This is a genomic window from Mucilaginibacter sp. RCC_168, assembly GCF_041355315.1.
GTDB lineage: Bacteria > Bacteroidota > Bacteroidia > Sphingobacteriales > Sphingobacteriaceae > Mucilaginibacter.
The window spans coordinates 1-13855 of record NZ_JBFUPN010000043.1; the positions used below are offsets into that span (position 1 = coordinate 1).

Genomic DNA, 13855 nt, shown 5'->3' on the forward strand with positions numbered 1-13855 from the left:
TAAACTTACTCCTTCTTTATTAACATTTTGTTGATAACACCACGCATTTTTATCCTTTCTTATGCGTCAGCCCTGATAAAATCATCCATAATGATAACTAAATTAACTTTTTTTGATATATTTAGCAGATGTTAGATACCTTCAAACCTATACCTGTATTATCAGACGCTATTAAGTTAGATACCCTCAAAAAACCTATACCGGTATTATCAGACGCTATTAAAAATAAATATTACCCATCGTTAAATGGCATCCGTGGTATTTCTATTATTATAGTTGTAATATTTCATTTAAATCTTTCATCAAGTTACTTGTATCAGCTCATTTTTAATGGAGCATTAGGGGTAAATATATTTTTTGTATTAAGTGGCTTTCTGATCACTTCCTTATGCCTGAAAGAAAAAAATGACACAGGTAGCTTATCGTTAACAAACTTCTATATCCGGAGGGCCTTAAGGATATTCCCAGCTGCTTATCTTTATATTGGAGTGATCATATTACTAAATCATATTTACCAATTAGGTATTCCCAAATTTCAGTTTGCCGGAGCAGTCTTTTATGTAATGAACTTTAGTTATTTTAGAAGTCATAGTTTTGCCGGTCTCATTGGACATTACTGGTCATTATCAGTTGAAGAACAATTCTATATTCTGTTTCCATTTATATTAAAGATCAATAAATCAACATTTTATTATATCATCCTATTTATTGTTTTCGGGCTCCCTTTATTATGTGTACTTCAGTCGGTTTATACTTCATTAAACAAAGGCGTTTTTTACGGATTTACACATTATTTAATAAAATTCCAGGCTATCAGTGTTGGTTGTCTCTTTTCCTTAATGGTCTCTAGCGGTACCTTTGATAAGAGATGGTTGAAATCTACCAAAATAATCGGTAATGTGTTAGCTATTATTCTGATCTTTTATTTACAATACGATCCTTTATATTCTATAAAAGCGGTTTATATAAATCTTACCATTTCATTAATAACCGGCTATTTGATCATCACTAATTTAATGCCAACAAACGACTGGTTATTTAAGCTACTAAATACAAAATTGCTTTCCTTTATCGGTGTTTTATCCTATAGCATTTACATATGGCATATGTTGTTCATCGGCATTGAACCCAGATTGCCCAATTTTATTGCAGCTTACCCTGTTAATATTGTTGGAATAATTATTGTACCAATATTGTCCTACTTTCTATTTGAAAAGTATTTTCTCAAACTCAAAACGAAGTTTAAACCAAGAAAATAATTATTTTTCCCATTCACACGCTTATTCCCTTTTAGTAAACTCAACTAATTGACGAATTTATTTTGTTTCGGTTGATGGCAGGATGATTATCCGGACCTTAAATCTACGATATTCAATATGTTATATCAGAAACAAACAAGAACGGGCACCAAATAGGGCACATATACTGTGCTTTGATTTGATGGCTTTTGTTACCTGTTTGTTACAAACATACTGGATAATAATTAACAATCGATTAGTATATAACCCTATCTGGACCATACCATCATTATATCACCACTCGGTGAGCATAATCGTCCGAAGTCGGAGACATTTGGACAGCGCTGCACTCTACGGACAGCTGGGTTGTATAAATAGCTGATTTCGTAATTTCCACAGTTGAATTTTAGCTTTGCATTTGATAGCAAGCTTTCCACATCGAATCCTGGCGGCAATTTAATCGTTGTAATACAAGATTTCGCCATCCGGAATTCAAAGTGAAAGTCTTTTTTCCTTTTTCTTCGGCAGAGACATTATAAGTACTAAGATCAAAAGCGAATCGACGCAGAAAAAATGTATCTGCCAGCAGATATCGCCAAACCTGTCATAGCTTATATCGAGGCTTATTTTTGATTATTATTATCGCTGGTATGTGTAATGTTAAAATCGAAAAACTGCCCCGTCAAAAATAATTGCGAGTAATTTCTCAAAAGCTTGATCATCTTGGCTTGAATTTAATGTAGTAAGTATATTAGGGGGCGGGCTTCTCCCTAATTAAAAGGCATCTTACCCGAATTCTAATAATTCCGACTTATTTACCGCATTTTTGTTTTGCGTTCTACTAACTTTATCTCACTTGAGCTTAAAGAAAACCTACGAGTCCGGACTCTATCTGCCTTTGAGAAAGATTTAACTACAGATCCTTTTTACTGTCTTAATTTGCGTCCTGTCTAATTTCATTATCGAACAATTAAAAAAAGCAGGCTCACCAAATATAGTTACCATTGTTTAACCTTATTCGGCTTCACATTTATTTACGGTTCGATTCTTATTAGGAATCGAACTAAAGTGGTAAATTTTAAAATAGGAAAAGATTTTCGTGCTTTTTCTTTTGAAGGGGGAAACTATAGGGGAAATTTTCATCAAAAAGATGAAACAAATGCCTTATTAAGTGTTCCATTTTATTCTATTATTAGCGTTACTTAAAGTTATTAAACTCTACTGTATAACGCCATATTTTTGAAATACCTCCTGTAGTCTCTCTTGAGTATCTATCACAAATTGGAAAGATAATACTAACATTTGGATTTTGACAATCAGTTATAAAATACAGTGCCAATCCCAATGTCTGTGCTTTGGTACGTTAAAACAGCTCAAATTTATTTGAAATATAAAAAGCTATAATGCAGGCAATAATATATGGTAAAAAAATCAACGAAAATAGATTAAATTTGAGATGTAAATCAATAAAAACACTTAGCAAGCCTTTATTGTTGCTTTTAAGAAGATAAATAATTAACGGAATCAGCAGGTAGACAATTACTGAGGTTATTAATATTGTTAGCCTAATATTTGCCTTATTTTGAATTATAAAATATGACAGTATCAAGCTAATAAATGGAAATAGAATAAACAAACACAATATTCTTAAAACCATCGATATTAGTATTACCCCACCTGGATTCTTTTGAAGCAAGTTAATAGTCAGATTTATTAATAAATCTATCACAGTTAACAATAGTGTATAAATCATTATGCTTTTTACCATCCTGCTTTATTATATATTTGTTGTAGCTTATAAAAGTTTGTAACCTTAGTCGCTCCGTGATCATACCTATCTTGCGGGTTCATAAGATTACCCTCAAAACGTAGTGGACCTGTTACGCCTAATCCATAAAGATAACTCCCTGTTGCCATATTAGTTAATATTTTAATAGTTTCTGCTGATTGTATTAGATATATTGGTTGCACAACATCAAATTGTTCATGATGCAAGGCTCTTCTATCCCAATCTGCCGCAGCTGAGCCTTTCAATACAGGTCCATTATATAACTTACCCAAGTTAGCAAAAACATCATTAAATATAGCGGTGTTGCCCGCATTACCAAACTTAACAACATCATCTCCTACCCACCAGGCGATGATCGAATTATCTAATTTTGACATTTGTCTCGCAACTATATATGCCGCTCCTGGCCATAATGTTTCAAATCCTCTACTTTGAGTAACGCCTTGGAACCAACCGTAAAAATCCGTTCTTTGTGTAATAGTTTGGTATTGATCAAAATTGCCATTCTGTAAATTGTATAAATTTGCCTTCCGCCATGCATCTGTATTATTGATCCTGTCAGAAACATGCCAATCACCAGGATCATACAATGGTGTGCCATCGGGTTTTTCCTCTGGGTTACCTCCATCCTTATCAAAAGACGATACTGGATTATTACCCATGCCATTATATGGCGTAAATCCAATATTTTTAGGGTCGGTCGATAGCCATCTACCGATCCGGCTATCATACATCCGCAGATCGAAATTGCTAAACCCGGTAACCGGATCTTTCTCTGCATAGGCTCCCTGGTAATCATAACGGTACCCAGAACCACCGCTACGGGCAATACTACCATAGGGATAATAGTCATTATATTGTACAATATCTGCCTGTCCGTTTACCTTGCTCCGGTTGATGGCCACCCTCACACTACCTACATTATCCCTTATTTCATACACGTACCGGGTGCCGCTGGTAAAATAGGTCCCTAATCGATCATTGCCATATACCGGGATTTCACTTAATGTTGTTCCGGTATATATTCCCAAAACGTTTCCGCTGGGACCATATACATAGTAGGTTGCGGCAGGTGAGGGTCCGGTATTATCTGTTCTGCTGATCCTGTTCCCGTTTTCATCATAGGCATAACCTATTTTCAACTGGCTTAATGCCGCATCAGCATATATCCCAGTAATTTTACCTGTTACGTCGTATTTCAAATAATAGGCAAATGCGGAGCCAGCTTTGTTTTCACTTTTCAAACGGCCTATTTCATCATAGGTAAAGCTGGCGTAGGCTGCTGGGGCAGCGCTATTTCCTACTGTATTTAGTTTGTTGGTACCCGCCTGGTAAGTATATTGTGAAAAATTATCACTCAAAGTGCCACTGCTGTTGGTTCGCTGCAGGCCCAGCATATTGCCATTCGCATCGTAGTTAATACTATTTTCGGCAAACTTCGTAGCCGGCGCAAAAGAGCCATTGCTATAATTCGGCGTTCCCCATGCCGATTTGGTGTATTGATATTTGGGGTCATAGGCGTACGAATACATCGTAGGGTTTTGTATAGTAGGGTCGGCGCTTACTACCGATGCTGGTTTATTACTTTGCCAGCTCATCCCTGTTACATTTCCATTGTAATAATTAACTGTACCTGTAGGGATATTGGTAATATTACTACCTGTACGGCTATAATCACCATTAAAGTATTCCAGTTGCATGCCAAAGGCATCTTTAGCAAAGTTGTTGGATGCTCCATCCTGTTGTGGGTCTTTCGTCGCATCGCCCGTTGGGGTATTAATGGCCTTCAGCCACCCCTGAGACGTGTAGGTATAATCTATTCCCTGCAGTTGGTCGCCCAGTTCGGTCCGCTTTAAGGGGCCATGCAGGTAGTAATAGTAATGCGCCTGCTGGGCCATATTGGTACCATCGGTACTGGTTTGTACATTGATCAGTCTACTGTCAGCATCATAAGTATAATAATGCAAAAACCGTTCTGCAGGCGTGCCGCGTTGGTATTCCACTACGCTTACGTTACCCTGGTCGTTATAAGTATAATTAACCGTTTTATAGCCTGTTAATCCAGCCAGTTGCTTTACCATCCAGGTAACCCGGCCGTGATCATCATAGTTATACCAGGTAGTATTGTTGGCATTGCTGGTAAAGCTTACTGATCCCTTTAAAAAGCCGGCATCCTGTGTGTAGCCTGCAAGGGCAAGGTTTGTTGCCGGTATATCATAATAGGTATTTATAGGCGAAAGTTTGGTTGTCCCGGCGATGTTGGCTGCTGCCCCTGTTGCTTCGAGCAGGGTGGTATTGGCAGTAAGGCCTGCAAAAGTGGCTGTGGTTACCGCGTATTCCCCGGATTCAATGGGCCTTCCAAAGGTATCGTAATTGGTATAAGAGAATTTCTCTACATTCCCGGCTCCTGCATTTGCCGCGACTTTCTGATAGGCATTTTGCGAAAAACGGATCTTGCCATCCAGGCGGTATACAAATTGTGATGTTCCGCCATCCGGGGTAGCAGCAGCAATCATACGCCCCTTCAAATCGTATTGATATAAAGTGATAAATGGCAGTTGACTGGCTGATGTATAGCCGCCGTAACCATTTTGCAATAAGGCGTTTACACCGTTTGGCGCTATGCTACCAATTAATTGCCCTAACTGATTATAATAGTTATAAGTAAGATCGGCATATTTGTTGGCATAAGTTACGGTAATTGTACTGGTACCTGCAGGATTAGCTCCTGAAGTTGGAGCGGGATTGGCCGTCAGCTTATAATAACCCGCGGGTAACGAGCTTCCGCTGGTAAAGGAGGAGGTGATATCTGCCTCTGTCGTCATATTGTACAGCGAATAATAATTACCCGCTATCGTTACCGGGGTGGTGGCATTTAGCCGAAAGTATTGTACAGACGTACCTGAAGGCTCCACCGATTGCGCTTCGGCCTGGTCGTACAAGGGTACAATAGGATTCGGCAGGGCACCGATAAATAAATTTTCGCTTACCCAGAATGGATAGTTTGAAGTAACTTTATAAGAATTTTGATCAGTACCGCTGTAAACATAATTATTACCTATCCCGGTATAATCTGGTGATACACATCCGCACGAAGCATCATTGTGATCGTATAAAGAAGTAACTGTCACTACATTAGGTGAGGAAACGGTTAAACTATTAATTGTCGATCCGTTAGGATTAGCCGCGGTAAAGCTATATAAAGGTTGCTGGTTAACCGCGGTTATTGTGTTGTTAATGGGCAAATACCCGTTAACATCGGCTCTACCTGTCATTAGGTTTTGTTTGCCTGACAGATCAGTTACGGATAAAACGGTCGTTCCATTTTGGTCTGTTGCTACCGACTGCAAGGCTTGCCCTGCTAATGTAGCGGGGCCCATACCTGCGGTAGCCGAAGGGAAAAACTGGTTACGGATAGCCAGGTAATTATCCAGTTCGTGTTGTACCGGGAAACTGTTACTGGTTGCCTCATGCCCCGTTCCCATTTTGAGCTGCTCTCCAATTCCTGAATACCGCTTAACCGCCCCCGTACCATCATGATAAAAATCAGTCCGGCTATAGGGAAATCCGGTTGCACCAACCATTGGCTCCTGGGTATTATTATTGCTGTAATACCAGCCCAATGTACCTTGCTGACTATTATCAACAGCATCGGGTGCATTGAGCTTTGCATAAGGATTACCCGCGTTGGATGGATCGCCATCAAAATTCAGGTAGCTATAATTGTTACCGCCATTGGTTACAAAACCGTTTTTGTAAGCAAATGCAGCGTTATTGATAGGGGCAGATAAAGTATTGCCAACTGCTCTTCCCTGCAAATCATACAATGGCTGACTTGCCAATACCTGAGTGGTTGTTTCGTTTTTTATCTGGGTTTGGATTAATTTGCCATTATTATCAAAAAACTTTTTGCTGGCTCCTATTTCTTTCCCGTTCTCGTCATAACTGATTACATTAACCCAATTTTTATCGAAATCGTTTGACGGGTTGGAAGGCGGCGGGACTACTAAAGTAGCGTTCACCGAAATACGCACCACCGATCCGCTTGCCAATGTTGTTCCCGGCCCCAACGTAACGGATTGCTTACTGATGATATTTACCGTATTACCCGATGCTACCGAATAAGAGGTTTGTGGTGAAACCGGTAAAACGATTGGAGCCGAACTTATAATATCCTGTGCATAACTCCCGGAAACCGCCAGCAAAATAAGGAGTGTCGTGAGTATTAACCGTTTTGTCATTGCTTTATATTTTGACTATCTTTTAATTAACCGTTAATTTAAGTTGCCATTCCTTTGGTAGTGATACCTTACTGCATTAACAATAGGAGCTTTAGTTTTTCCTAAAACTTCCCTATATGTTCTAACCAGGCGGCCTATGGCATCATACTGATATCTGGTAAATAAATTGTTATTGTCCAATATATAGATCAGCTCACCCGTTTGATTATCGTAAACGAACGCGGTTGCCGAAGCGGATATCGGCTGAAAACGAAAATCGTCAAAATACATATCGGTAGCAGATGCATTTTTACAGCCAACGGCCAAAGTAGTACCCGCTATCGCAGTTGCTGGTACCGTCATCTCCAGCAGGCACCAATTAGCTGCAGTTTTTGAATAAGTCTGTGTCGGCGTTACCGTACTTCCATTCGCTGTATAGTACAGCTGAGCCTGGTTAAAGCTGGTGCCTGTAGCTGGCTTTACCCACACCGCAACATGGTAGCTTTGATTAGGAGCCAACTTTGAAATGGGTACATTGTAAGTAAATCCATTTGCCCCAGCCGTTACCTTTAAGCTGCTCATTCCGGTATGAGCATTGGTGGAATCCACAACGACCGTACCGCTGCCCTTGGTTATATTATTGCTGAAATTTCCATTACTTAACAAGACGTCTTCTGCCCCGGCATAGGCAATCTCATTATACCGGGCCGGGCTACCTGTAATTAGTACCTTACTGCTATTGTGGCCCATCCGCGTTGCCGCATAATTGGTATTGATATCGCGGGCTTCCAACGCTGCAGAATAAACATTATATTGAGTGATCTGGCTTGTGGTTTTCCAGGCAGGATTCGTATTGCCAGGAGGAAAGTTAAAGTTGGGGCCGCGTGCTCCCGGATAAAAATAATCAACAAATGAATCATATGGTATTAAATTCGTGGCGGAACTTCCTGGTGCCAGCCAGGAAAGGCTCTTTTCAATCCGCCATATGTTGGATTGGGAGCTATCCGTAACCGTATTTTCATTGGGATCCAAGACAGGTACTGCGTTCGACCAGGTCTGTACCGATGCCGTTACCACACCAATGGGCGTATTGTTATTATCCACACTGAAAGTATAGTTTGATGCTTGTTGAGTGAGCATTTGTTTATGCTGCACAGCTCCTGGCACATCATCATGGGTCTTTAACCCTAATGCCGGATATGTTGTTCCGTAGCCTGCCATATAGGCTGGGGTAACCTGGTTGACGAAACGATTGCCATATGAATCAGTTGTCAATGTTTTAATGACCGCGCCCGTGTAATAATCATAAGCGAGATTGGTTTGATCCATACGGGTACCATTTTTATAATCAATCTGCGTAGTACCCGTTTGTATAGATGGAAAGGTTTCCTTATTGCTCATCATTAAAAAGCTTGAACCTTGGTATACAGAGATCGAGGCGACCTGCTGAAAACTATTTACAATAAAACGGGAGTTCCCGTACCGTTCTTTAATTACGCCCATATTATTGTAGGTAACTCCATTGTAAGCCGCGAGACGAGGCTCGTAGTTATCCATCTGGTTTTGAAATGTTGTATTATCCAGATCATCATACAAGTAATGGTTGATTTTCTCCGTAAGTTTATTTCCCAGGTTATCGTAGGTGATCACCCGTTTTAAATTACCTATCCGGCTTGTGTAATCTTTGATGGTACGGTCTTTTTTCGCCTGTCCGGTTAATCCCGTGACTACTTGATTTGAGCTACTGATAGTTGGTCCGCTACCTGAAGCCGGTTGAACCCCCTTCAGATCATTGTAATCATAAATACCGATCATTTCGGGTTTAAATACCTGGTATTGATATGTTGTTTTGCCATTAATTGGCACACTTGCCCCATTCGAAAGGATATTATAATCTCTTACGGTTACGTACTCATACGTCACTCCTGGCGATGGTAATTCCCTTGAAATAGCTAATATTTTATTACCCAATTTATATAACTCTCTCCGATAAGGCTTTTCCAGAACATCCGTTGAATAATTTGCATCTCCCGAACGAGTCCGGACAGCCACTAGGTTATCCGGATCAAATATATATGGCTCATAAGCAGTAACCCCTGATGAGCTTGTCTGTCCGGCAGGATAATTCGGCATGCTATAATCATATGATGTCTTAGTGATATTTCCATTTAAATCATTCACTATTAAATCTTTAACCCTAATACCGCCTCCATATATTAAATTACCTCCATTGGTGATCATATTAGCCGTCTGGAAACCATCGATATAGGAAGATATATCCTGATCCATTTCAGCAGAAACATTGATCGCTATCTTATTTGGTGTCACAGCTGTGACGATAAGCGGTGTCTTAGATTGGGCATCCGTGTTAACTGTTGCAAGTTGGCTATTGGCATATCTATACATCATATAAATCATGCTTGTCTTATCGCCAACTTTAAAGAGCGCTGTTAAATCCGGGCTGCCGGGGGCTACCGTAAAAGTATAATTCGCTGTACTATTCCGAGTTGTATTGGCTGCGCCCGGCAGAAGAATAATTGATCTATTTTTTGTAAGGATTGATTTATTATAACTGTTTCCTTCATAGTTAATATTAATATTGCTCCCTAAACCGGAAACTATTTTCCGCATCGACCATACATCGGTTGCCATATTGGATACCTGGCTAGTCATTCGGGATAATTTCACGTTATCATTATTTGCAACGTAATCCGATTTATAACAAAGCCAATTATCACAGGCATCAACGTTATACGGTGGGTTTTTAGTTTTTCTGGCGGCTTGTGTGGTATTATTACTACCTGTTCCGGGTGAGTTATTTAAAAACAAGACATTGAAGTTACTATTATCAGCCGTTGATACCAATGTGCAATAATAACTCGTTCCATTTATCGTAAAAGTGATAATATCTCCTGTTTTAAACCGCCCCAGAGTTCCCACCCGGATTGTACCCGGCTGATTTATTCCTGCCTGATTTGCCACGGCGTTGGTTATGGTAATATTATCATTGTTTGCCGGGTCTGCTGAATCCAGATCATACTGAAATTGTATTGGGGGTGTAATAGAAGATCCGCCTTTTCCTTGAAAATCAATAGATAATAATGAGTATTTTCCGCTTTTGGCAGTTACATTATTAGCATCAAAACTATTTGTTGTACCCGGGACGAGAGAATAATCATGTATTAGTTTTATTTTTCTAATAGTCTTTGGGATAATATTCTCTGTTAAAGAACTAACGTCATTGATGTCTACAACGTTTTTTGATATATAGCCATCTGTTATTCCATTTGAAGCATTTCTGATGGTACTGAGAGATGATAACAACTGATCATTCTTCATTAGTAAAATGTAGCTTAAACCCAAAGTATTCTCCGAAAACTCGTTAAACCCGCTGTTCGTTACACCAAAATCATTAAAACTTCCAATAGATTTACCATCTAATCGCCGTTCTTTTACAAATAATGCAGTATGCGTTCTCGTCTCAATCGCGTCTAGATAATAAAGTTCTTTTGTTCCGGATGAATAGCTTACAAATTGGCTGTCTATATCAGCCTGATAACCTTCGGTTGGATTTCGCCATTTATATATATTAGTAAACATTCCGTAATCAAATTTCACCCAATATCCCCAGTCTCCCTTATCAATATTTCCTAAAGTTGATCCTCGCGATACATAATCAGGTCCTGTTATAGCCGTTAAATACCATGTATATGCATAAGGGGTGTTTTTGTTTAAAGTATTACTAGTGGTACCATCCTTACTTTGAGTATACGCTACTTCCTGCCTACTATAGGCTGGCAATGCATAATGATAGGTAACGCCGCTTGCATTAGTAATCATAAACCCGCCTATCTGATTGGGCAAATTAATATTTGCCCTGTCAAAACCAGCAGCTTGATCACAATCAATAAATCCCCTTCCAGCCGCTGTCTTATCGATGATCTGTGCATTTGTAAAATATTCTATATGGTTCGTCCCCTCCAAACGGTTAGTACTGGCATCATAACCATAACCTCCGTCATTATTACCATATTGGGGATTTCCATCAAAGTTATATGTTTGATCGGTACTCCACGGCTGCCCCTGCCTGTACGAATTAGAAAGATCATTAATAAATCGAAATTGCCATTTTTTGCCTAGAGTGGCTGGTGTAATATTCGAGGCGACAGCTTCCCCATATATATCATGAGGGTGATCTGTATTATTGATTCTATTTTGATTAAATAACACGGTAGAAAACGCGTAAGGTCTTATATTACCTCCAAGTCCTTGCCCCGTGACACTGTAATTATCAAAGTTGGGATAGGTTCCGCCTAGCTGCCCACGAGGTTCTGGATTATCTACTATGGATAGATTGGGATCCAACAGGGAGTAGTTGTCATCATCTGTTGTGTTTAGCTCGGTCACTGAGCCTATGGAAGAGTGGTTATTTAAAACACCATTTGCGGTAAAGTCGTTACTTGTACTTGACCAATACCTTATGTTTTGGTAACCTAAACCGATACTTACCCCTGGATAAATTGGAATACCAAAGAAAAAGCCATCTGAGGAAGTACTTATTTTGCCTTTGTCAACATCATTGACCGAGGTTATAGCTCCCCCACCTACCGAAAAAGAGGGTTTAATATCGGATGTGCTTATAGACGCCCCAACCATAGAACCAGAAGAACTATTCACCCCCCCATTCAGTGTTCCACTTACCGATTGAAAGTTGGTTTGTGCAGCAATACCCAGACTGCTCCTTAAGCCGGAATTTCCAATAGCCCCTGCATTATAATTTAGATTAGCACCAACGTATCCACCACCATAAGGTGAAACCCCAACCTGCACACCGAAGCTCAAAGGCGATTTGTCCCCTAAATTGGGACCGATGCCAAAAGACATACCCACACCAAATCCCCTGTATGTATCCGAAGAAAAAGATAAACCTGCACTTACCGAAGCTGGTGATCCGGCTAAACCTATATTAACACCTACTGAATATGTTGATTGAGAACCACCAGCCCAACGATTACTCATAGTCCCTCCAGCTCCAGAAGCAGCGCTCCAATCATCCGGATAACCGTTTACATTTCTTGTTATCGCGCCGGGATTTAATGACCAGCCCAAACCCACCCATGAAGCCTCTTCATTGGGTTGTATACCTGCATGATAAGATAACGCCAGCGGATACCCGCCTTCCGGTCCGGGCACTTCCAATAAAGGTACACCATAAGTAAAACTTCCTGTTAAGGGATTTACCATATCCGTAGTATCAATTGGTTCAAAATTGGTTGCTTCGGGAGCGGTGGGCCCTGCCGTCAAGGCATAAGCAACCATTGGCGCAAACATTTGGTTAAGTAACGTAAAAAGCACAAAAAGGGAAATAACCTTTTTGATCTTAACTTTGGTTCTTTTTGTGATAGCCATTAGGTTTCGGTATTTTATTAATTTATTATAGGATCTGGTAAATCCTGGATGTCTTTGTTATTGATCTGAAAATTCAGGTCACCTATACGCAGCCCAAACTCTTTTATTTTTATTTTTAGTTGTTTTGCAGTTTCCAGTTTTGTTTTGTCAAAAATTATTAATAGCTGGTTGGCATGGGCCATCCCATAAGTTTGCTGAAACAGGCAACCCTCAGGAACAATCGGTTTCTTATCATCGGGCATCAAACTGATGTAATTCATCATCCTGAAAGCTAATACCTGCACCATCTCGCTGTACTGGTTAAATGGTAATTGTCTTAGTAACTCTTTATCATTGGCCGACAGACTAAGCACAAAAAAATATTTATTCCTCATGGCAATTTCTGCGTTTTCGGTGGCCTGTTTTTGTATTTTATTTTGATTTACCGACATCAACTGCCAAGGTTTATACCGGAGTTCCGCTTTAATTTTATTTATCTCGACCGTTTTTACCAAACCATTCTCCGGGTTGCTGATATATTCCATCAGATCAGCATTGTTGCTGATTTTCTTTTTGCAGGATACCGAGACAGAAATCAAGATCAGAAACGCTAATCCCCACAAAAGCCGATCTGTCCCTTTTCTCATTTCTTATCGGATGAATATTCATTGTTTAGTTCTTCTATCACGGTTGATGTAATGTCAAGACCTTCACGGGCATAGGCAATGGTCCCAGACTGGTTAGCTATCAGTATCATTTTATAGTTATGCGCTTTGCCATATTTTGTTAAAAAAGCATTGATCTGCACAACCACCGCTTGTGTTAATTTACCATCCTCTTGTTTGGCATTATCCTGGATTCCTCTCTGGTAATCTGCCAGTTGTTTTTGTTTAATCTGGATGAGCTGTTTGGCAAGGACTTGTTCTTTAGAAGACATCGTGGCCAGGCTTTTTTCATATTTTTGAATAGCTGTTTTAACCTCATTGGTTAATGTATCAATATTACTTTGCCATACTTTAGCTTTTGTCTGAAATACCTTTTTTGCTTCAGCCGCTCCTTTATATTCATTAAAGATTTTAGTGGAATCCACATAGGCAATTTTATCATTTTTGAAAAAATAGCTGAGTAACAAAAAGACGACTATACCAGTAATGACGATATGATAAGCAAGGACGAAATAATTGTTTTTTTTAGGAATAGTGACTTGTTTTGACATGTAT

At 39.6% G+C, this 13855-nt stretch carries 5 protein-coding genes; 1 reads left to right on the forward strand and 4 read right to left on the reverse strand.

The window, feature by feature from the left end; translation table 11 throughout:
• The first annotated feature begins 128 nt into the window (after positions 1-128).
• Complete coding sequence (locus AB6735_RS27305; RefSeq protein WP_370999361.1) at positions 129-1259, forward strand: acyltransferase family protein; 1131 nt, start codon at positions 129-131, stop codon at positions 1257-1259.
• Between the two features lie 1740 nt (positions 1260-2999).
• On the opposite strand, the gene AB6735_RS27310 is transcribed toward AB6735_RS27305, so the two are convergent.
• From AB6735_RS27310 to AB6735_RS27325, 4 genes are read right to left on the reverse strand one after another with little or no spacing between them, the layout of a single operon-like run.
• Positions 3000-7268 (reverse strand): RHS repeat domain-containing protein, encoded by a 4269-nt coding sequence (locus tag AB6735_RS27310; protein ID WP_370999362.1) that lies wholly within the window; start codon positions 7266-7268, stop codon positions 3000-3002.
• A gap of 33 nt (positions 7269-7301) precedes the next feature.
• Positions 7302-12656: a hypothetical protein gene (locus AB6735_RS27315; protein ID WP_370999363.1), complete on the reverse strand. Its 5355-nt coding sequence runs from the start codon at positions 12654-12656 to the stop codon at positions 7302-7304.
• 17 nt (positions 12657-12673) lie between these two features.
• Positions 12674-13282 carry a hypothetical protein gene (locus AB6735_RS27320; protein ID WP_370999364.1) on the reverse strand — a complete coding sequence of 203 codons (609 nt, stop codon included), beginning with the start codon at positions 13280-13282 and terminating at the stop codon, positions 12674-12676.
• Complete coding sequence (locus AB6735_RS27325) at positions 13279-13851, reverse strand: OmpH family outer membrane protein (RefSeq protein WP_370999365.1); 573 nt, start codon at positions 13849-13851, stop codon at positions 13279-13281. The genes AB6735_RS27320 and AB6735_RS27325 overlap by 4 nt, the downstream gene beginning before the upstream one ends.
• Between the last annotated feature and the right edge of the window lie 4 nt (positions 13852-13855).

Bases quoted from the DNA above. Each gene is read 5' to 3' on its own strand.
- AB6735_RS27305 (WP_370999361.1), top strand. From the start codon at position 129: ATGTTAGATACCTTCAAACCTATACCTGTATTATCAGACGCTATTAAG.
- AB6735_RS27310 (WP_370999362.1), bottom strand. From the start codon at position 7,268: ATGACAAAACGGTTAATACTCACGACACTCCTTATTTTGCTGGCGGTT.
- AB6735_RS27315 (WP_370999363.1), bottom strand. From the start codon at position 12,656: ATGGCTATCACAAAAAGAACCAAAGTTAAGATCAAAAAGGTTATTTCC.
- AB6735_RS27320 (WP_370999364.1), bottom strand. From the start codon at position 13,282: ATGAGAAAAGGGACAGATCGGCTTTTGTGGGGATTAGCGTTTCTGATC.
- AB6735_RS27325 (WP_370999365.1), bottom strand. From the start codon at position 13,851: ATGTCAAAACAAGTCACTATTCCTAAAAAAAACAATTATTTCGTCCTT.